At 69.7% G+C, this 17,979-nt stretch carries 20 protein-coding genes and 5 tRNA genes; 8 read left to right on the top strand and 17 right to left on the bottom strand.

The window, feature by feature from the left end:
• Nucleotides 1-9: 9 nt before the first annotated feature.
• Nucleotides 10-1,347, bottom strand: a complete 1,338-nt coding sequence (locus AB0B91_RS27410; protein WP_358325230.1) for an amidase — start codon at nucleotides 1,345-1,347, stop codon at nucleotides 10-12.
• A gap of 154 nt (nucleotides 1,348-1,501) precedes the next feature.
• Here AB0B91_RS27410 and AB0B91_RS27415 point away from each other — a divergent pair, with 154 nt between their 5' ends.
• Together AB0B91_RS27415 and AB0B91_RS27420 are read left to right on the top strand one after the other, a co-directional pair.
• Complete coding sequence (locus tag AB0B91_RS27415) at nucleotides 1,502-1,843, top strand: PadR family transcriptional regulator (protein WP_358325232.1); 342 nt, start codon at nucleotides 1,502-1,504, stop codon at nucleotides 1,841-1,843.
• Nucleotides 1,840-2,307 carry a hypothetical protein gene (locus AB0B91_RS27420; protein ID WP_358325235.1) on the top strand — a complete coding sequence of 156 codons (468 nt, stop codon included), beginning with the start codon at nucleotides 1,840-1,842 and terminating at the stop codon, nucleotides 2,305-2,307. The genes AB0B91_RS27415 and AB0B91_RS27420 overlap by 4 nt, the downstream gene beginning before the upstream one ends.
• A gap of 87 nt (nucleotides 2,308-2,394) precedes the next feature.
• On the opposite strand, the gene AB0B91_RS27425 is transcribed toward AB0B91_RS27420, so the two are convergent.
• The 4 genes from AB0B91_RS27425 to AB0B91_RS27440 form a co-directional block, all read right to left on the bottom strand.
• Nucleotides 2,395-2,467, bottom strand: a tRNA-Arg gene (locus AB0B91_RS27425).
• Nucleotides 2,468-2,470: 3 nt separating this feature from the next.
• A tRNA-Ile gene (locus tag AB0B91_RS27430) sits at nucleotides 2,471-2,543 on the bottom strand.
• Nucleotides 2,544-2,720: 177 nt separating this feature from the next.
• A complete protein-coding gene (locus tag AB0B91_RS27435; protein WP_358325237.1) occupies nucleotides 2,721-3,605 on the bottom strand; it encodes an ADP-ribosylglycohydrolase family protein in 885 nt (294 codons plus the stop codon).
• 42 nt (nucleotides 3,606-3,647) lie between these two features.
• Entirely contained in the window at nucleotides 3,648-4,199 is a 552-nt protein-coding gene (locus AB0B91_RS27440) for a TetR/AcrR family transcriptional regulator (protein WP_358325240.1), read from the bottom strand.
• 91 nt (nucleotides 4,200-4,290) lie between these two features.
• On the opposite strand from AB0B91_RS27440, the gene AB0B91_RS27445 reads away from it, so the two are divergent.
• Entirely contained in the window at nucleotides 4,291-5,280 is a 990-nt protein-coding gene (locus AB0B91_RS27445; RefSeq protein ID WP_358325243.1) for an NAD-dependent epimerase/dehydratase family protein, read from the top strand.
• Here the strand turns inward: AB0B91_RS27445 and AB0B91_RS27450 are convergent.
• On the bottom strand, nucleotides 5,269-6,186 hold the full coding sequence (locus tag AB0B91_RS27450) for a cation diffusion facilitator family transporter (RefSeq protein ID WP_358325246.1): 918 nt from the start codon (nucleotides 6,184-6,186) through the stop codon (nucleotides 5,269-5,271). The two genes, AB0B91_RS27445 and AB0B91_RS27450, sit on opposite strands and share 12 nt — an antisense overlap.
• 69 nt (nucleotides 6,187-6,255) lie before the next feature.
• Between AB0B91_RS27450 and AB0B91_RS27455 the strand changes: the two genes are divergently transcribed.
• A complete protein-coding gene (locus tag AB0B91_RS27455) occupies nucleotides 6,256-7,143 on the top strand; it encodes a PhzF family phenazine biosynthesis protein (RefSeq protein WP_358325248.1) in 888 nt (295 codons plus the stop codon).
• 13 nt (nucleotides 7,144-7,156) lie between these two features.
• Here AB0B91_RS27455 and AB0B91_RS27460 read toward each other — a convergent pair whose 3' ends face one another.
• From AB0B91_RS27460 to AB0B91_RS27470, 3 genes are all read right to left on the bottom strand, one after another.
• On the bottom strand, nucleotides 7,157-7,951 hold the full coding sequence (locus tag AB0B91_RS27460; protein ID WP_358325250.1) for an SDR family oxidoreductase: 795 nt from the start codon (nucleotides 7,949-7,951) through the stop codon (nucleotides 7,157-7,159).
• Nucleotides 7,948-8,658, bottom strand: coding sequence for an SGNH/GDSL hydrolase family protein (locus tag AB0B91_RS27465; RefSeq protein WP_358325253.1), 711 nt, complete (start codon nucleotides 8,656-8,658; stop codon nucleotides 7,948-7,950). Before AB0B91_RS27465 ends, AB0B91_RS27460 begins: the two co-directional genes overlap by 4 nt.
• Before the next feature lie 117 nt (nucleotides 8,659-8,775).
• Nucleotides 8,776-9,510, bottom strand: coding sequence for a helix-turn-helix transcriptional regulator (locus AB0B91_RS27470; protein WP_358325256.1), 735 nt, complete (start codon nucleotides 9,508-9,510; stop codon nucleotides 8,776-8,778).
• 67 nt (nucleotides 9,511-9,577) lie between these two features.
• On the opposite strand from AB0B91_RS27470, the gene AB0B91_RS27475 reads away from it, so the two are divergent.
• Nucleotides 9,578-10,918 (top strand): DHA2 family efflux MFS transporter permease subunit, encoded by a 1,341-nt coding sequence (locus tag AB0B91_RS27475; protein WP_358326016.1) that lies wholly within the window; start codon nucleotides 9,578-9,580, stop codon nucleotides 10,916-10,918.
• 34 nt (nucleotides 10,919-10,952) lie between these two features.
• A complete protein-coding gene (locus AB0B91_RS27480; protein WP_358325259.1) occupies nucleotides 10,953-11,687 on the top strand; it encodes a ferritin-like domain-containing protein in 735 nt (244 codons plus the stop codon).
• A 15-nt stretch (nucleotides 11,688-11,702) separates the two neighbouring features.
• On the opposite strand, the gene AB0B91_RS27485 is transcribed toward AB0B91_RS27480, so the two are convergent.
• Complete coding sequence (locus tag AB0B91_RS27485; RefSeq protein ID WP_358325262.1) at nucleotides 11,703-12,296, bottom strand: HD domain-containing protein; 594 nt, start codon at nucleotides 12,294-12,296, stop codon at nucleotides 11,703-11,705.
• Nucleotides 12,293-13,333, bottom strand: coding sequence for an MFS transporter (locus tag AB0B91_RS27490; protein WP_358325265.1), 1,041 nt, complete (start codon nucleotides 13,331-13,333; stop codon nucleotides 12,293-12,295). Before AB0B91_RS27490 ends, AB0B91_RS27485 begins: the two co-directional genes overlap by 4 nt.
• A gap of 132 nt (nucleotides 13,334-13,465) precedes the next feature.
• On the opposite strand from AB0B91_RS27490, the gene AB0B91_RS27495 reads away from it, so the two are divergent.
• Nucleotides 13,466-13,978, top strand: a complete 513-nt coding sequence (locus AB0B91_RS27495; protein WP_358325268.1) for a hypothetical protein — start codon at nucleotides 13,466-13,468, stop codon at nucleotides 13,976-13,978.
• Here AB0B91_RS27495 and AB0B91_RS27500 read toward each other — a convergent pair.
• From AB0B91_RS27500 to AB0B91_RS27520, 5 genes are all read right to left on the bottom strand, one after another.
• A complete protein-coding gene (locus AB0B91_RS27500) occupies nucleotides 13,951-14,754 on the bottom strand; it encodes an SAM-dependent methyltransferase (protein ID WP_358325271.1) in 804 nt (267 codons plus the stop codon). The genes AB0B91_RS27495 and AB0B91_RS27500 overlap by 28 nt on opposite strands.
• Nucleotides 14,755-15,010: 256 nt before the next feature.
• Nucleotides 15,011-15,085, bottom strand: a tRNA-Val gene (locus AB0B91_RS27505).
• Between the two features lies 1 nt (nucleotide 15,086).
• A tRNA-Cys gene (locus tag AB0B91_RS27510) sits at nucleotides 15,087-15,160 on the bottom strand.
• A gap of 14 nt (nucleotides 15,161-15,174) precedes the next feature.
• A tRNA-Gly gene (locus tag AB0B91_RS27515) sits at nucleotides 15,175-15,246 on the bottom strand.
• Between the two features lie 38 nt (nucleotides 15,247-15,284).
• Nucleotides 15,285-15,920 carry an amino acid-binding protein gene (locus tag AB0B91_RS27520; RefSeq protein ID WP_358325273.1) on the bottom strand — a complete coding sequence of 212 codons (636 nt, stop codon included), beginning with the start codon at nucleotides 15,918-15,920 and terminating at the stop codon, nucleotides 15,285-15,287.
• A gap of 81 nt (nucleotides 15,921-16,001) precedes the next feature.
• On the opposite strand from AB0B91_RS27520, the gene dusB reads away from it, so the two are divergent.
• Nucleotides 16,002-17,111, top strand: coding sequence for a tRNA dihydrouridine synthase DusB (gene dusB, locus AB0B91_RS27525; protein WP_358325276.1), 1,110 nt, complete (start codon nucleotides 16,002-16,004; stop codon nucleotides 17,109-17,111).
• 55 nt (nucleotides 17,112-17,166) lie between these two features.
• On the opposite strand, the gene AB0B91_RS27530 is transcribed toward dusB, so the two are convergent.
• The gene (locus AB0B91_RS27530) at nucleotides 17,167-17,946 is read right to left on the bottom strand and encodes a phytanoyl-CoA dioxygenase family protein (RefSeq protein WP_358325279.1); all 780 of its coding nucleotides are present in this window, start codon (nucleotides 17,944-17,946) and stop codon (nucleotides 17,167-17,169) included.
• Nucleotides 17,947-17,979 lie beyond the last annotated feature (33 nt).

The following is a 17,979-nucleotide window of genomic DNA, read 5'->3' on the forward strand; positions in this document are numbered from 1 at the left end:
CGCTTCCGGCTACCCGGGCAGCGGGCCTCCATGCGTGGCTGCGAACAGGAGATGTTCCCGCCCGGGACGGCAGATGAGCTGCAGCCCGACCGGCAGGCCGCGCACCGTTCCGGCCGGGACGCTCAGCGCGGGAAAACCGAGCACGTTCCACGGACTGGTGAAGGCGAGCAGCGCGGCTCGCACGGCGACGGGCTCGCCGTCCAGTTCCATCGCGCGCTGACCGAGGAACGGGGCGGTGATCGGTACGGTCGGCAGCGCGACCACGTCATGCCGGTCGAACAGCGCGCCGACGACCTCGGCGTGCCGGGGCCGGGCCCGTACAGCCCGTACGTACCTCCAGCCCGGCATCTCGGTGGCGACACGCAGGCGTTCGAGCACCTCGGGATCGAACAGCTCGGGCGCCTCGGCCAGCCGCGCGGCGTGCACCGCCGCCGTCTCGCTGCTCTGAATGGCGGTGTACGTCTCGCGCAGTTCCTCCGCCTCGTTCGCCGACATCGCGAGCTCCTCCAGCGGACCGGTTCCCGCCTCCAGGGCCTGACGGGTCGTCCGGGCCACCTGCGGGTCGCAGGCGAACAGGCCGGTGGGATCGAGCCAGGCGACCCCTCTCGACGGCCGCCCGTCCATCCGCGCGCCACCCGGAACCAGGGACTGATAGGCGACCAGGCAGTCCTGCTCGTGGCCCGCGAGCAGGCCGACATGGTCGAGCGTCTGCGCCAGAGGAAAGACACCGTCCACCGGAATCGCCCCGTACGCGGGCTTGAAACCGGCGACCCCGCACAGAGCCGCCGGAATCCGGACCGAGCCACCGGTGTCGGTGCCGAGCGCGAGCGGGACCATGCCCGCCGCCACGGCGACCGCGCTGCCGCCGCTGGAGCCGCCCGACATGCGCGCGGGATCCCACGGATTACGCGACGGCCCGGCCGCGGAGCGATCGCCCGTGGGCCCGTACGCGAACTCGTGGGTGTTCGTCTTGCCGACGATGACGGCGCCGGCCTGACGCAGCCGCGCCACGCAGGCGGCGTCGGACACCGCGACGTGACCGGCGAAGTGCCGCGAGCCCATGGTCGCGGGCAGCCCGGCGACCATGATGAGATCCTTCACCCCGACCGGCACCCCGTGCAGCGGACCGCGGTCGAGGCCACCGCCCAGCTCCTCGTCCGCCCGCCGCGCCGCGGCCCGCGCCCCGGCGGCGTCCACGGTGACGAACGCGTTGAGCAGCGGATCGAGCTCGGCGATGGCGTCGAGCGCGAGCCGCACGAGCGCCGTCGAGGTGGTCCGTCCCTCGCGCAGGTCCCGGGCGAGGCCGGCGATGGTACGGCCGCTGAAGGGGCCGGAGGAGGTCGGCATGGGAGCCCTTCTTCGGGAGGTCGGTTGGCGTCCAGCCTGAGGATCGACGGCCCGCTCAGGGCGGAAACTCGAAGATCGTGACCTACCGGTAGCCCTCACCGCGGGAGGGCCGCGCCACACGCGGATCCTTGCTTCGCAAGGTAGCATGCACAGCATGGAAATCCCGACTGGTCTCGCCACGGCCCTCCGGCGCGGAACCCTGGAATTCTGCGTCCTTGCCCTGCTCGAAAACGAGGAACGCTACGGCGTGGAGCTGGTCACCCAGCTCGGCGCGGAGACGGCCCTGACGACCAGTGAAGGAACGCTCTACCCCCTGTTGTCACGACTGCGCAGAACCGGCTTGGTGGCCACCACCTGGCGGGAGTCACCCGCCGGTCCACCCCGGCGCTACTACGCGCTGACCAGCCACGGCAAGGCGGCGCTGGCCCACTTCCGGTCCGAATGGGTCGCCTTCCGCGACGCCGTGGACCACATCGTCGGAACGGAGTACAGATGACCCACCCAACCGATCCTTTAGACCGGCTCGTCGAGGACTACTTGGCCGAGGTCGCCCGCGCGACCGCCTGGCTGCCCGCCGGGCGGCGCGATGACCTCATCGCCGACCTGCGCGAACACATCGCGGTGGCCCGCGCCGAGCTGCACCCCCCGACGGCGGCCGGGATCCACACGATCCTGGACCGCCTCGGCGAGCCCGCCGCCATCGCGGAGGAGGCCCGCCTGGGCGAACAGGCCTCGGCCGCCTCGGGCGGCTATTCACCTCCCGCGCCCACGGTCTCCCAGTCCGCGGTCCCACGCCAGAACCCGCCGAGCACCGCGACGCTGGTGCTGGGCGTGCTCCTCATCCTCATCGTGATCATGGTCGGCGCCTGCGCGGTGACCCTTTTCGCGGCCGACCCGGACGATGACGCATCATCGGTGCTCAACTCCCGCACCTCACAGACAGCCCTCGCGCTCAGGTAACGCCGACGTGGGGTGGCCGGCGGGACTCGAACCCGCTTTTACCAAGATCACAACTTGGTCCCTCGTTCGCTTCGGGATCGGCCACAGTGCCTTCGGCCGGATTCGAACCGGCGTCCTCCTGCTCCGCAAGCAGGCGCGCTCTCCGCTGCGCCACGAAGGCCCGTAGCGGGTGTGGGGATCGAACCCACCTGAAGCGGCTTATGAATCCGCCGGGCACACCAGCACCCTCACCCGCCATCGGGACAAACAAAAAACCGCCCAGACCGTGTGGTCCTGGGCGGCTCGCCGACTACGACGTCAGTGACCCCAGGGCATACGGCCATGGCGGTGGGCCATGTGTCGCATCTTGTCGCTCGTGAGGTTCTTCATGCCCTGAAGCATGCCGGACGGATCATCGTCGGGCAACACATTATTCACCGAGCCGGTGCGCCCGCCCAGGCCGGCAGCGGCTCGCAGGAGGCCGGCCAGCCGACCGGCAGCGGGGTGCGGACGGCGACGATCCCGCCCACGATGGCACAGGTGGTGTCGATGTCGCCGCCGGCCGCGGCGGTGGTCCAGAAGGCCTGCTCGTAGTCGTCGAGGTGGCGGGCGGCGGCCCACAGCGTGAACGGCACCGTGTCCTGGGCGGAGACGTTGCGGCCATTGCCCAGGGCCCGGGCGGCGAGCACCGGGTCGCTGATGGTCAGCAGGCGCCGGGCTTCGCCGATTCCGTAATGGACCTGGCTCAGCGGGGTCTGGTCGAGGATCTGGTCGAGGAACCGTCCGGGCGTGAGCTCGGGCTGGGTGGCGGCGACGGCGGTCGCGACGGCCACGGCGATGGCGCCCGCGACGGCTTCGGCGTGGGTGTGCGTGACCTCGGCGGAGGCTCGTGCCTGCCGTACGACCTGCGGCAGGTCATCGCCGAACCACGCGCCCAGCGGGGCCACGCGCATGGCGGCGCCATTGCCCCATGAGCCCTTGCCGTCGAACAACTCCGCGGCCAGCGTGCGCCAGTCGCCGCCCTCGCGTACCAGGCGCAGCATCCGGTTGGTGGCCGGGCCGTAGCCGCGGTCGAAGTCATGACGGTCGGCGAAGCCGGCGGCGAGGTCGTCCTGGTCGATGGCGCCCCGGTCGGCCAGGGCCAGGTAGATGGAGCAGGCCATCTCGGTGTCGTCGGTCCACTGCCAGGGCGCGGGTGGCAGGGTCCGGTCGGTGAGGGCCTGGCGGTTGGCGGGGACGAAGAACTGGGAGCCGAGCGCGTCGCCCAGGGCCAGGCCGTACAGCGAGGCGGTCGCGCGAGAACGGGGGTCAGACGGCATTACCGCCCATTGTGGCACTGATCGCCGCCCAGGGAGGTGGTCTCAGGCTCGGAGCAGACGCAGGCAGAGTCGCTTGAGAGTGGTGCGCAGTTCGTCGTCGGACAGGTGGGTGAGGCGCCGGATCGCCGGGCCCAGGTCGTTGGCCATGAAGTACGCCGCCTGCTCGTCCACTGTCGGCTGGTCGCCGAACAGCAGGTGGAGGCCGCGTTCGGCCTGTTCGTCGAGTGTGCGCTTGATCCGGTCGTGCCGGCGCGTGCCCGGATCGGTCTGGCTGAGCGGTGCGATCGAGCGATTGGCGATGACCTGGTCCACGAACCCGTCGACGAGGTACTCCATCCGGGCCCGCTTGCCGCGGATCGTCTCGGCCGTGTCCAGCATCGCGTCGAAGGCGGCGATGCTGACGTCGAGAAGCGCTTCCAGGATCTCGATCTTGGTGCGGAAGTAGTAGTAGACGTTGGCCTTCGTCACGCCCATCGTGTCCGCGATCATCTGCAACGACGTCGCGTCGAACCCGTGCTCGACGAACAGCCGCCGAGCGGTGTCGAGGACCGCCTGCCTGGTCTTCTCGGCCTGCTCGGCTCGGGTCGGCGACATGCGGCGATGGTAGCCCACCCGTTGACGGCCGCGCCGCTCTGTGTTGTCATTTCATTAGCCGATCGGCTAATGAAATGACAGGAGGGGAGCCATGGGTGAGACGGTTCTGGTGACGGGTGGGACCGGGTTCGTCGCCGGCTGGTGTGTCGCCGAGCTTCTGCGGCGTGGCTATACCGTGCGCACCACCGTGCGCAGCCCGGCGAAAAAGCCCGTGGACCCCAGCGGCCGGTTGACGGTGTTCGTCGCCGACCTGACGTCCGAAGCCGGCTGGGACGAGGCGGTGGCTGGCTGCGACTACGTGCTGCACGTTGCCTCGCCGCTGGGCGGGGGAAACTCCAAGGATCCGGACGAGCTGATCGTGCCCGCTCGTGACGGCGCGCTCCGGGTCCTGAAGGCCGCCACCGAGGCCCAGGTCAAGCGCGTGGTGATGACGTCCTCCTGCGCCGCCGCCACTCCGCCGCCGAGCAGCGAGGTCAGTGTCATCGACGAAACCGTCTGGACCGACATCGAAGGCGAGCGGCTCAACGCCTACCGGAAGTCCAAGGTGGTTTCCGAGCGCGCCGCCTGGCGGTTCATGGAGAGCTACGAAGGTCCCACCACGTTGACGACGGTCCTGCCGGGCGCGGTGTTCGGCCCGGTGCTGTCGGCGGACAACCTGGGCTCGGTGCAGGTGATCGGGCGCCTCGTGCGGGGGCGCATACTCGGCGTTCCCCGCCTGGGGTTCAACATCGTGGATGTCCGTGACCTGGCCGATCTGCACCTGCGCGCGATGACCTCGACGCGGGCGGCCGGGCAGCGGTTCATCGCGGTGAGTGAGTTCATGTGGATGGCCGACGTCGCGAAGGAGCTCCGCTCGAAGCTCGGCGCGCCGGCCGACAAGGTTCCCGCGCGCGTGCTGCCGGACTTCTTGTTCCGGTTGATCGCGCTTTTCGATCCCGGGGTCCGGGCGGTGACGCCGAATCTGGGGCGGAAACACCTCCACACCTCGGAAAAGGCCCAGCGCCTGCTGGGGTGGCGTCCCCGGCCCGCCGCCACGACCGTCGTCGACTGCGCGGAGAGCCTGCTGATGTCAGCGACCTGATCCCGGCGGAGTCGGCTGCAGGTACACCGCCGACGCGATCGACACCCGCTCCTTGATCCTTTGCTCCGTCTCCGCCAGCGCCTGCGCGGCCCCGTCCACGTCGCCGGACGAGTGCATCGTGACCCGGGCGGCCACCAGCAGGTACTCCGGGCCGAGGTGCAGGGTCCGCACCTGGGTGAAAGCCTGGATGGACGGGTCGCCGTCCAGTATGTCCTCGATGGCGTCCTGTACGGCGGGCGCGGCCGCCTCGCCGATGATCATGCTCTTGGTCTCCCTGGCCAGGGTCACGGCCACCGCCACCAGCAGCAGCCCGATGGCGATCGAGCCGAGGCCGTCGAAGGCGGCGTTGCCGGTGAGCACGGTCAGCCCGACGCCGATGAGCGCGAACACCAGTCCGGCCAGCGCCGCCGTGTCCTCCAGCAGCACCACCGGCAACTCAGGCGCTTTCGCCTCGCGGATGAACCCGAGCCACGACCGGTCACCGCGCACGCGATTGGAGTTGCGTATGGCGGTGCGCAGCGACAAGCCCTCCATGACGATCGCCGCCACCAGAACCCCGATCGCCCACGGCCAGCTCTCCAGCGGATGCGGATGGGCGATCTTCTCGAACCCCTCGTAGAGCGCGAACAGCCCGCCTCCGAAGAACAGCACGAGCGACACGAGGAAGCCGTAGAAGTAGCGCTCGCGCCCGTACCCGAAGGGGTGGTCGGGGCTGGGCTCGCGCGCGGCCCGTCGGCGGCCGAGCATCAGCAGGCCCTGGTTGCCGGTATCGGCGATGGAGTGAATGCCCTCGGCCAGCATGGCCGAGGAGCCGGTGAAGAAGAACGCCACGAATTTGGTGACCGCCACTCCTACGTTGGCGGCCAGCGCCGCGAGAGTCGCCTGATGTGATCCGTCGCCGCTCATGCCGCGCCCTCTACCCCGCCGGAGGGAGTCATGCCAGGCGTGGCCCCCCGCCGCTCCTAGTCTTGGCACATGGACATCGGCTACCACCATGTGGACGTCTTCTCCGACCGTCCCTTCACCGGCAACAGCCTCGCCGTTCTCATCGACCCTCCGCCGCTGAGCGAGGGCCAGATGGCGAGGCTGACCCAGGAGCTCCGGCATTTCGAGACGATCTTCGTCCGTTCCACCGAGGTGCCGGACGTCGTCCACGCGCGAGTCTTCGACCTGGTGGGGGAGCTCGACTTCGCCGGGCATCCGGTGCTGGGCGCGGCGGCCGTACTCCACGAAAGCAGTGGGGTCGCCTACGGCGAAGACCGGCACTGGAGTTTCGTCCTGGGCGCCAGGAACGTTGACGTCACCACGCGCGGCGAAACCGACGGCCAGGTCTTGGCCCTCCTGGACCAAGGACGACCCGAACTCGTCCAGCCAACCGTCCCCCGGGAGCCGGTCGCCGCGGCGCTGGGCCTCACCTCCGCCGACCTCGACGACACCTTGCCGCCGGAGATCATCTCCACGGGGCTGCGTTATCTCGTCGTACCGGTGCGCGACGGCGACGTGCTCGCCCGGGCCCGCATCACACACCCGGACTTCGAGGGCTTCCTCGGCGGGCTCGGCGCGCAGTACGTCTACGTCCTCGACGCGGGAGCCGTCGAGGGCCGGCACTGGAACAACGACGGCGTGCTCGAAGACGTCGCGACCGGCAGCGCGGCCGGCTGCGTGGCCGCCTACCTGATGCGGCACGGCCGGGCCCGCGACGGCCAGGAACTGTCGCTGGCACAGGGCCGCTTCACCGGCCGGCCAAGCAGGATCGCGATCACCGCCTACGGTACGCCCGACGCCGTGGAACGGGTCACCGTCGGAGGCGGAGTGTCGATGGTCGCCACCGGCACCCTGCGCGCCCTCCCGGAGGCATCATGAGGCGGAACCGCGATCAGGCGGCGGAGGCTCCGCCGTCGACGGGAAGAACCGTGCCGGTGATCCAGCGGGATTCATCCGAAAGGAGGAACAGCGCCACGCGCGCCATATCGTCGGGAAGGGCGATGAAGTTCAACGGTGTCTGGACGGCCATGGCCTTCTTGGCCTCGTCGGTCGGCAGCCACCGCTCGAGCATCTCGCTGAGAGTCGCCGCGGGGGCGATGGCGTTCACCCTGATGTTCTGAGCCGCGTAGCCGACGGCCGCGCTCATCGTGAGGCTGTTCACCCCCCACTTGGCCGCACCGTAGGCGGGGAGTTCCGGAGCCGCGACCAGGCCGCTGAGCGAGGAGGTGTTCACGATCGCGCCACCACCGCCGGCGAGCATCGCTCTGATCTGATACTTCATCGCCAGGAACGTGCCCCGCAGGTTCACCGCCACGACTCGGTCGAACGCCGCCACGTCAAGCTCGTGGATCTGGCCGGCGGCGCCGACTCCTGCCACGTTGAACGCTCCATCGAGGCCGCCCAGGCGTTCGACGGCGGTCGAGATCGCCTCGGCGACGGACTCCTCGCGAGTCACGTCGCACCCGACGAACGACGCCTCGCCGCCCTCCGCCGTGACCTCCTTGCACAGCTCGGTGAGCCGTTCCTCCCTCCGCGCCATGGTGACGACCGAAGCCCCTTCGAGCGCGAAGCGCCGCACCGCCGCGGCGCCGATGCCACTCGATCCGCCGACGACCAGGATGCGCCGGTCCTTGAGACGATCGGCGCGGAAGTCGAGCCGCTCGGGATGAACATTGTCAACAGTCATGACATCCTCCGTTGGTCGGCGACGGCCACCGGCAGCGCGGCAAGCGCCGCGACCAGATTCGCCGCCGCTATCGCATGGCCGCGAGCGTTGCAGTGGATACGGTCGCCGGCGAAGATGCCGGGGTCGGCGGCGAGCGGATGACCGTGGTTGGCCACCTGGACTCCGCCGTACTCCGCCGCGATCCTGCCGGTCACCGCGTCCAGCCGGTCGAAACGCTCCGCCATCGGCCCGGCATGGGGATCCCGTACGAGGCCGGATCGCGCGAGGTCGAAGAGCCCGACGATGACAAGCTGCGCTCCCCGGGCGACGAGCGGTCTGACGATGGAGGTCAGCTCGTCATGGAGACGCTCCTCGTCGAACGATCGCCGCAGGGCGTCGTTGCCCCCGGCCGAGATGATCACCAGATCTGGCCGGAACTCCAGCGCGGGGCCCAACTGCCTGTCGCGGATCTCGGCGGTGCGCAACTCCGGCTCCGCGAGATTGAGCCAGCTGAATGACGGGTGCGCCGCGCTGAGCGCCTCGGCGACGCGCGCCGCGGCGTCCAGGTCGCGATAACCGTCCAGCGGCTCCCGTACGCCGGCCGCGACACTGTCGCCGAGGACGACGAGGCGCCGCCATGGCGCGGAGCGCATCAGCGTCGCCGCCCCCGCCGGCCATCGGCAGTACGGATCGTCCATCTCACGCCCATAGGCGGTGTCGGTCTTCATGATCAGGATCCCTCGGCATGGAAGATGGTCATGGGGAGCATTCCAGCAGCGGGACCGGGGGATGGTCTGGCGGGTTTGCGACCACATCGACGCCGGCGGCGCACAAGAAGATCGGAGTCAATGACTGAGCAGGTAGCGCCGGGGTGTGGTGCCGACCGTACGGCGGAAGGCCGCCAGGAACGCGCTCGCCGTGGCGTACCCCACGCTGTGTGCCACCCGCGACACCGGCTGCCCCTCGGCCAGCAGCGGCAGGGCGGCGCGCAGCCGTACCTGCGTGCGCCAATGGTCGAAGCTCATGCCCGTGTCGCGCGCGAACAGGCGCGTCAACGTCCGCCTGCTCACACCCGCCGCGTGGGCGTGAGCCTCCAGGCTGCGCGGGTCGGCCGGGTCCGCCAGCAGGGCGGCCGCCACCATCCGGACGCGCTCGTCGGTGGGCTGCGGCACGTCGATCGGCCGGGTGGGCAGCGGACGTAGCAGGTCGGGCACCACCGCCTCGGCACGCAGTCGCGCGTCGTCGGTGAGGTCGAGGCGGGCCAGGTACCCGATCAGCTCGCCCAGCAGTCCGTCGACGCCGACCGCCGTGGGCTCGGGCCAGTCCAGCGGGCAGCGCTCCGGCGCCAGGTACAGGCTGCACAGCACCGCGTCGCGGGTCGCGCCGGTCGCGTGGGTGACACCCGCGGGCAGCCACAGTGCCCTGGTGGGCGGCAGGACCCAGTACACCTCGCCCACGTTGACGCTCAGGACGCCGCGGCGGGTCCAGGCGAGCTGGTGGCGGGTGTGGCTGTGCGGGGGGATCCAGTCCCCCGAGGTCAGCGGGAAGTGGCCGACGATGATCGCGCCCATGTCCTCCATGCGACACAGTCTGGCCTCATCGCGGATTGTGGCCAAACGCGGCGGATCATAGCGTCGTCGGGTGCCGATGATCGTGTTGTGTCTTGTCCAATTCATGCTCGTGCTCGACGACACCGTGGTGAACGTGGCCCTGCCCAGCATCCGCGATGAGCTGGGCTTCAGTGCGTCCGGGTTGCCCTGGGTCGTCAACGCCTATTTCCTGGCCTTCGGCGGGCTGTTGCTGCTGTGCGGCCGGATGGCGGACCTGCTGGGCCGCCGTCGCGTCTTCCTCATCGGGGTGGCGCTGTTCGGGGTGGCCAGCCTGGCCTGCGGGCTCGCGCAGGAGCCGTGGCAGCTCATGATCGGGCGGTTCGCGCAGGGCGCGGGTTCCGCGATGGCCAGTCCGGCGGCGATGGCGATGATCACGTTGCTGTATCCGTGTCCGGAGGAGCGGGCCAAGGCGCTGGGCATCTGGGGCGGCATCGCGGCCCTGGGCGGAACCTCGGGCCTGGTGCTGTCCGGAGCGCTGACCGACCTGGTGTCCTGGCGCTGGATCTTCCTGATCAACCTGCCCATCGTCGTCGTGGCCCTGGCACTGCTTCCCCGCCTGGTCCCCGAGTCCCGCGCGCCCGGCCGGCGCCGCCTCGACGTTCCCGGCGCGGTCCTGGGCACCGGTGCCGCGGTGTCGCTGGTGTACGGGCTGCTCCGGGCCGGCGAGACCGGCTGGAGCGATCCGATCGTCCTCGGTGCCGTCGTGCTCTCCGCCGCCTTGGCGGTGGCATTCGTGGTGGTCGAGTCGCGGGCGGTGGCGCCGCTGGTGCCCGGATCGTTCCTGGCCTCACGGACGCGGGCGGTCGCCAACGGGGCGACCCTGCTGTTCTCGATGGCGATGTACGCGATGTCGTTCCTGTTGATGATCCAGGTGCAGACCGTTCTCGGCTACAGCCCGCTCCTGGCCGGCATCGCCTATCTGCCCTACGGCGCCGGCATCCTGGCGGGCATGTGGCTGTCCGCCCGCATCTCGCTCAGGATCGGGACGCGCTGGGCGCTCCTGCTGGCCTTCCTGGTCAACATCGCCGGCCTGCTGCTGCTGTCCGGCGTGGCGGCGGGCGACTCCTACGCCGCCCACGTCCTGCCCGGCATGCTCATTCTGAGCGTGGGCAACGGGCTGAGCCTGCCCGTCATGGCCGTGACCGCGGTCGACGGCACCACCGAGGAGGACGCCGGTCTCGGCTCGGCCGTGTTCACCTCCGTCCAGCAGATCGGCGGCGCCATCGGGGTGGCCGCGCTGGCCATCATGGGCTACTCGGGCGGGCTCATGGCGGGCGCGGTCTGCGTGGCGCTCGGCGCCGTACTCATCGTCGTACTGCTGCCATCGCCGCGGCTGCCCGCCGGAGAACATGCACAAAACCTCGACAGTCACCCGTAGGATTTGCGCACAATCCGTTCGTACGGTGAAGCGCATGAAGGATGGTGCCGACTTCGCCACCTGGGTGGCGAGGTTCGAAGCGGCGGCCGCGCGACGGCGCGCCGACGGCGATCCCGGCTGGCGGCGGAGCGCCTGTCTCCACCGGTCGGTGCTCGCGAGCATCCAGCGCTTCCAGGTCGGCGAGAGCGGCGACGGCGCCGCTCTGATCGCCAAAGCGGACGAAGCCGGAGACGACGCCTACAGCGCGGCAGTCCGGCTCTTCGTCGGAGAGGAGCAGAACCATGCCCGCCTGCTCGCCCGCCTCCTGTCCGCCGCCGGCGCCCCGACCCTGCCCGGGCACTGGAGCGACACCGTCTTCGTACGGTTACGCCAGATGCCGGGCTTACGCCGGGAACTGATGGTCCTGATGATCGCCGAGGTGATCGCGCTGCGCTACTACCGGGCACTGCGCGACGGCGCGGGCGATCCGCTCGCCGCCGACGTCGCCGCCCGGATCCTGGCCGATGAGGAGCGTCACGTCTCGTTTCACTCCCTGCGCCTCAGCGGGTCGTTCCGCCACCTCAACGCCGCGGCCCGGGTCGTACTGGCGAGCTTGTGGTGGTGCCTCATGCTCGGCACGGTGACGGTGGTCGCCGTCGATCATGGTCTGGCCCTGCGCTGCCTGGGCCTGTCTCGCAGCCGCTTCGTCCGCGACGTGTGCGCCTTGTTCAGGGCAGCGGTCTCGGCGTCCGTACGGCGCCGGGGCCTGAGCGTCTTCGAGCCGGGTTGATCACGATCGGGCTGATCAGGGCTTGATCGGGTAGGCGGCCTGGAAGGTGAGTCTGCTGTCGGCGTCGTTCGCAACCCGCGTGATGAACTCGTCCAGGTCCATGAACACCTGCCATGGTGGCCGGCCGCTCGCGGCGGCGAGCCGGTCGACGATGAGCTGCTCGAGGTCGACCACCCGTTTCGCCTTCCAGATCTTGTCGGCGAGGCTGACGAGATGGTCCGCGAGGTCCGTGTCGGGTGCGGTCCATGAGGCGTGAGTACGGGCGAAGCGAGCGAGTCGTTCTTCGACACCATGGGAACGAAGGAGTCCGTAGCCGTCGGCCTCGTGGGCGGAGCCCGGTCCGGCCAGCTCTTCGAGGTGCAGGGTCTTGCCGATGTCGTGTGACGCGGCACCGAACAGGACGGCTTCCCGGTCGATCCGCACCGTGGTGTGCCGCGCGTCGAGCCAGTCGAGGATCTCGCAGGCCACGTCGTGAACCGCCCGTAAATGGGCCGCGAGGCGCGGTGGCGCGTCCAGCGACTCCAGGAGAACGGCGACCCGGGGAGGGAGGGGGCGAAGAGGAGGGTCGCCGGGGTCGGTGAGCGCGTGGAGGAGGGACGCGGATGTCACAGCGTGCGGACGTTGAGGGCGCGGAACTGGAAGCTGTCCTGCTGCCCTTCCTCGATCTCGAATTCCACCGCATCGCCCGGATGGAGTTCCCGGTAGCCGTCGCCGACGACCTCGCTGAAGTGCGCGAACGCGTCGCCACGCCCCTCGGGGAGGTCGGGGGAGGAGATCGCTCCCCAGCCCTGCTCAGCCTTCCAGAACTTCACCGTCCCGCGTGCCATGCCCCCCAGTGTGCCACCGGCCGCGTCCACAAGCAGGTGGTCAGCGTCCGGTGGTGGCAGGGTTGGCGTGATGACGAGCACCGCCGAGAGCGCGAACATCTCCCCGACGCCGAGATCCTGCTCGGCCCCCAGGGTCCGTCCCATCACCAGCGGCAGTGCCAGATAGACCTGGAACGACAGTACGTACGAGCCGGTCATCGCCAGCGCGAAGCACCAGAAGGGCCGGTTGCCCAGCACGATCCGCCATCCTGAGCGCTCCTGGCGCGGCTCGGGCGGCAGTGCCGGAAGCCCGATCCCCTGCAGGACGGTCAGCAGCACGAACACCCCGGCCGCGGCCAGCGCCACGACGCGGAAGTCCAGCCCCGACAGCGCGAGCCCGGCCAGCGGGCCGAGCAGCAGCCCCGCCTGCCCGGCCATGTTGAACCAGCCGAACGCCCGCACCCGGTCATCCGCCGTCACGGCCAGCAGCGAGCGCACGCCCGGGTCGAACAGCGCTCCGGCGAACCCGGTCACCGCCGACGCCACCACCAGCGTCATGACCCCGTCGGCGAAACCGAGCAGCGCGAACCCGGCGGCCCGCAACCCGCAACCGGCCAGCACCGTGACCCGGCAGCCCCACCGATCCGCCAGGTAGCCGCCGACCAGCGCCATCCCGCGCTGGCTGGCGTTGCGCACCCCCATCACCAGCCCGACCGCCCAGGCCGCCAGCCCGAGCCCGTGGGTCAGGTGCACGGCGAGGTAGGGCATCAGCAGATTGAAGCCGAGCTTGATGGTGAACTGGTTCAGCAGCAGCAGCCGCACAAGGCGTCGATTGCTCATAGTGATGGACACAATACGGAGTGTCTCCATCGGCGTGGCCGAGGTCGGCGAGGTCCGACCGGCTCGGCGACGCTCGCCGCGTCGCGGCCATGCCCCAACGGCAGGACCATGGAGGCGGAGGTGGGGACGGTGATGGCCACGCTGGCCGACGTTCACGTACCGGACTGCGAAGAACTCGACGCGGACACCATCGTCAGGCGCCTGCTGGAGCAGGACGCCTTGATCGCACCAGGCGGCCTGGAGCTGCACGACCCCTCCACCGGTGTGACCATCGTTCCCGGCTGCTGTTCGGGGCTGGAGGACTGGCGTGCCTGGTCGGAGGCGCCGGCCGACGGCGATGTGTGGCTGGGCCACGATCCGGCCCCGTCGATCGCGGTGAACGGCGATCGGCTGCGGGTCCGGCAGGATGGGGGACCCGGTGAAGGCGGCGACTTCGTCGACGTGCCCGTCGCGCTGTTTCCCGCCCTTCTGGAGACCGTCCACCACGACCTGGTGGGCTTTCTCGGGCGAGTAGGGGAGTGGGCCGACGGCGTCACGTCGTCGCTGTCGGCGGCGTTGGTGCGCAGGCTGGATGAAGCGCTGAGTATCTCCGAACCGTCAGGAGATGTTGCCGGGGTTTACGGCTTGCGGCCGACGCCACCGTAGAGCCATCGCGTGGCCGCCGGGGCCAGGTCGTCCGGGTCGGGGTGCCAGGTGTCGATGGTGACCAGGCCGGGAGGCACCAGCTCGAATCCCTCGAAGAAGCGTGCCACCTCAGCGTGCTCGCGGAAGTAGATCGGCGTCGGCGTGGCCGCGTAAACGGCCTCGATCGCGGCCACCGCGTCCGCCGGGTGGTCGTCGCGGGTGACGTGGGTCATCGTGAGGTAGCTGCCGGACGGCAGGGCGTCGCGCAGTTGGCCCATGACCGCGCCCCGCTCGTCCATGGTCAGGAAGTGCACCATGGCGATCATCAGGACGCCGACCGGCTCGTTGAAGTCGATGATCTTGACGGTCTGCGGGTGTTCGAGGACCTCGGTGGGGCGCCGCATGTCGGCGGCGGCCACGGTGGTGTTGTCGTCGGTCGCGAGCAGGGCGCGGCCGTGTTGCAGCACAACGGGGTCGTTGTCGACGTAGACGACGCGGGCGTCGGGGATGATCTCCTGGGCGATCTCGTGCGTGTTGCCGACCGTGGGCAGGCCGGAACCGATGTCGATGAACTGCCGAACGCCCTGCCTCGCCATGTGGCGTACGGCGCGGCGCAGGAACGCCCGGTTCTCCAGGGCCAGCTGGCGGATCTCCGGCATGGCCTTCTCGACTCGGCCGACGGCTTCCCGGTCGATCTCGAAGTTGTCCTTGCCGCCCAGGTAGTAGTCGTACATCCGGGCGACGCTCGGCCTGGTGACGTCGATGCCGCCAGGCCCGATCGCGTCCTGCTGCGTCATCAACAGCCTCCATCGCCTAGATCATTTTCCCCAAAAATACCGCAAACACTGGAGATAGCGCATCAAGCGGTGGTCGACCGACGATTCCGTCGAGGCATAACGAAGGCCTCAACCAGGACGTATGGGCATCGACAGGGATATTTACGCAGAGTCAGAAGCTTCAATCGACTGCACTGGCCACCGACACGACCATGCGGGGCACAACAAGAAGCCCCAGACTCCCGGCGTGTGCCGTGAGCTGGGGCTGTGACTAGCGTGGTGGACGATACTGGGATTGAACCAGTGACCCCTTCCGTGTCAGGGAAGTGCTCTCCCGCTGAGCTAATCGTCCTTGGAGGTGGAGACGGGATTTGAACCCGTGTGGACGGCTTTGCAGGCCGCTGCCTCGCCTCTCGGCCACTCCACCGAGTCGCCAATCCGAGCGGAAGACGGGATTCGAACCCGCGACCCTCACCTTGGCAAGGTGATGCTCTACCACTGAGCCACTTCCGCGTTGCCCCATAACTCTAGCGGGTTTTCCGAGTGGATGCTTACTTGCGGAGCTGGCGAGCCACGCTCCGCTCCGTGGCGGGCAGGCTCAGGAAGATCTCCAGGATGCGGGTGAGGCGGTGCACCTCGATGCGGTGGAAGGCCGGGCCGTCGCTCCTGGCCAGGATGAGGGTGAGGGCCAGGGGTGGCAGCGGGGCGTGGATGACGTGCAGGTCGCCGTCGAGCGTGATCGCCATGGGGCGCGCTGGTATGGCCTGCGGCAGCGCCACGTGCTGTGGCGCGCGCCAGCTCGCGTAGATGACACCCCGTTCGGCGACCGTGGCCGCCCAGTCGGCGCTGAACAGGACCGGCAGCGAGTCGACCAGGGTGGTCAGCGCCCGGTCGCCCGCCGTGGTGATGTACTTGAGAATTTCCAGCTCCGGGTAGGTGCCCGGGGCCTCGCGGGTGGTCCAGATGCCTTCGACCGTCACGTCGGCCACGCTCTGCAGGCTCTTGAGGAGCGTCTGCTTGGGGGTGCCTTCGGGGCAGAAGACCGTGATGTCGTCGACGGCCCGCCCCGCCCCCCTGTCGAGAACCGTGAACTGGGTGATGTCGGCTCCGACGCCGCCGAGGACGCTGGTGATCTGTGCCAGCGAACCTGGCCGGTCGGGCAGTGCGATGCGTACTCGCAGAAGCATCCGTCCCCTCCCCACTAGATGCCAGTTCACAGCCTATCCGCGAATACCCGTCAGGGCCTGACCTGCGCTACAACTGACTGAGTGAAGATTGGACCGATAGGGGTGTGGCCGCCGGTCGTGCTCGCGCCGATGGCGGGCATCACCAACGCGTCGTTCAGGGTGCTCTGCCGCGAGCAGGGCGCCGGGTTGTTCGTGTGCGAGATGATCACGACGCGGGCGCTCGTGGAGCGCAACCCCAAGACGTTCAGGATGATCAGGTTCGCGGAGTCGGAGCGGCCGAGGAGCATCCAGCTGTACGGCGTCGACCCGGGCACGGTGGGGCGCGCGGCCAAGATGATCTCCGAGGAGGACCTGGCCGACCACATCGACCTGAACTTCGGCTGCCCCGTCCCCAAGGTCACCAGGCGTGGCGGCGGCTCCGCGCTGCCGTACAAGCGGAACCTGCTGCGGCGGATCCTGCGCGAGGCCGTCGCGAACGCGGGCCCGCTGCCCGTCACGATGAAGATGCGCAAGGGCATCGACGACGATCACCTCACCTACCTGGACGCCGGCCGGATCGCGGTCGAGGAGGGGGTCGCGGCGATCGCCCTGCACGCCCGCACGGCCAAACAGCACTACGGCGGCGTGGCCGACTGGGACGCGATCGCCCGGCTGAAGGAGGCGGTGCCGGAGGTGCCGGTGCTGGGCAACGGCGACATCTGGTGCGCCGACGACGCCCTGCGCATGGTGGCGGAGACCGGGTGCGACGGCGTGGTCGTGGGGCGCGGGTGCCTGGGCCGGCCGTGGCTGTTCCGGGATCTGGAGAACGCGTTCAACGGCAGTCCGGAGCGGGTACGGCCGAGCCTCGGCGAGGTGGCCGCGATGATGGCCAGGCACGCCGAGGGGCTCACCGAGTGCTTCGACATCGAGCGTTACGCGATCGCCGACTTCCGCAAGCACGTCGGCTGGTATCTGAAGGGGTTCACGGTCGGCGGCGAGCTGCGCCGCGAGCTGGCCACCGCCGAGTCGCTCGACGGGCTGCGCGAAGGGCTGGCCAAGCTGGAGCACGACCAGCCGTGGCCGTCCAACACCGACACCCCGCGCGGGAAGTCGGGCGAGCGCGGCAAGGTGCAGTTGCCGGACGGCTGGCTGGACGACCCGTGGGACTGTGTCGTGCCTTCAGACGCTGAATCGGATGTTTCCGGCGGCTGACCCACGCGGCTTCAACGCGGCTGGTCAACGCGGCTCAGCGCGGCTCAGCGCGGCTTCAGTGCGGGCCGACGGCCTCAGTGCCGCAGGGTCCGCCGCCGGTGGCGGGCTGGAGCTGGATCGGGTCGCCCGACATCGTGAGCGTCGGGTAGTACGCGGAGATGCGTTCGGCGGAACGGCCCGTGTAATGGCAGATGAAGCTGCGCCTGAACCGGTCGGCCGTGCTGTTCGGCTCGGAGCCGTGCACCAGGCTGCCGTTGAAGAACAGCACGTCGCCCGGTTCCATGTCGACCGGCACGCGTTCGAGGCCCGGCGGCGGCGGGACGTAATCCTTGGTGAAGGAGACGTCGCTGTCGGCCTCCTCGGGACAGAACAGGTCCATCAGGTGCGTGCCGGGCACCACCTCCAGCCCGCCGTTGGCGCGGTCGACGCGGTCCAGCGCCATCCAGGCGGCCACGCACGTGCCCGGTTCGACCCGCAAGTAGAAGTTGTCCTGATGCAGTGCCTGTCCGCGCGCGCCGGGCGGCTTGAAGTAGAACATGCTCTGGGCTGCTATCGGCTCTTCGCCGAGCAGGTCGCGGAGTACGGCGGCGATCCTGGCGTCGAGCAGGTACCGTAGCGCGACGTCGTTGACCTGGTGAGGGTGCATGATGCGCGGATAGTCCCGCAGGATGTCGTACGGCCCGCCGGGTTCCTGTGGCTTCGGGGTGAAGTGGCCGGGGATCGGCCCGCCGGCGTGCAGCGCCATGAACTCCTCCCGCAGCTCCGCCACCTCGTCTGCGGCCAGGAGACCAGGTACCAGGACAAACCCTCGATCATGGAAGTCTGTGAGCCTCATACCTTCACGCTAAGGAGCCGGATCGGTGAACGG

Source organism: Nonomuraea sp. NPDC049141, assembly GCF_040648415.1.
Classification (GTDB): domain Bacteria; phylum Actinomycetota; class Actinomycetes; order Streptosporangiales; family Streptosporangiaceae; genus Nonomuraea.

Coding starts and splice junctions, on each gene's coding strand:
- AB0B91_RS27410 (WP_358325230.1), bottom strand. CDS start 1,347: ATGCCGACCTCCTCCGGCCCCTTCAGCGGCCGTACCATCGCCGGCCTC.
- AB0B91_RS27415 (WP_358325232.1), top strand. CDS start 1,502: ATGGAAATCCCGACTGGTCTCGCCACGGCCCTCCGGCGCGGAACCCTG.
- AB0B91_RS27420 (WP_358325235.1), top strand. CDS start 1,840: ATGACCCACCCAACCGATCCTTTAGACCGGCTCGTCGAGGACTACTTG.
- AB0B91_RS27435 (WP_358325237.1), bottom strand. CDS start 3,605: ATGCCGTCTGACCCCCGTTCTCGCGCGACCGCCTCGCTGTACGGCCTG.
- AB0B91_RS27440 (WP_358325240.1), bottom strand. CDS start 4,199: ATGTCGCCGACCCGAGCCGAGCAGGCCGAGAAGACCAGGCAGGCGGTC.
- AB0B91_RS27445 (WP_358325243.1), top strand. CDS start 4,291: ATGGGTGAGACGGTTCTGGTGACGGGTGGGACCGGGTTCGTCGCCGGC.
- AB0B91_RS27450 (WP_358325246.1), bottom strand. CDS start 6,186: ATGAGCGGCGACGGATCACATCAGGCGACTCTCGCGGCGCTGGCCGCC.
- AB0B91_RS27455 (WP_358325248.1), top strand. CDS start 6,256: ATGGACATCGGCTACCACCATGTGGACGTCTTCTCCGACCGTCCCTTC.
- AB0B91_RS27460 (WP_358325250.1), bottom strand. CDS start 7,951: ATGACTGTTGACAATGTTCATCCCGAGCGGCTCGACTTCCGCGCCGAT.
- AB0B91_RS27465 (WP_358325253.1), bottom strand. CDS start 8,658: ATGAAGACCGACACCGCCTATGGGCGTGAGATGGACGATCCGTACTGC.
- AB0B91_RS27470 (WP_358325256.1), bottom strand. CDS start 9,510: ATGGAGGACATGGGCGCGATCATCGTCGGCCACTTCCCGCTGACCTCG.
- AB0B91_RS27475 (WP_358326016.1), top strand. CDS start 9,578: ATGATCGTGTTGTGTCTTGTCCAATTCATGCTCGTGCTCGACGACACC.
- AB0B91_RS27480 (WP_358325259.1), top strand. CDS start 10,953: ATGAAGGATGGTGCCGACTTCGCCACCTGGGTGGCGAGGTTCGAAGCG.
- AB0B91_RS27490 (WP_358325265.1), bottom strand. CDS start 13,333: ATGAGCAATCGACGCCTTGTGCGGCTGCTGCTGCTGAACCAGTTCACC.
- AB0B91_RS27495 (WP_358325268.1), top strand. CDS start 13,466: ATGGCCACGCTGGCCGACGTTCACGTACCGGACTGCGAAGAACTCGAC.
- AB0B91_RS27500 (WP_358325271.1), bottom strand. CDS start 14,754: ATGACGCAGCAGGACGCGATCGGGCCTGGCGGCATCGACGTCACCAGG.
- AB0B91_RS27520 (WP_358325273.1), bottom strand. CDS start 15,920: ATGCTTCTGCGAGTACGCATCGCACTGCCCGACCGGCCAGGTTCGCTG.
- AB0B91_RS27530 (WP_358325279.1), bottom strand. CDS start 17,946: ATGAGGCTCACAGACTTCCATGATCGAGGGTTTGTCCTGGTACCTGGT.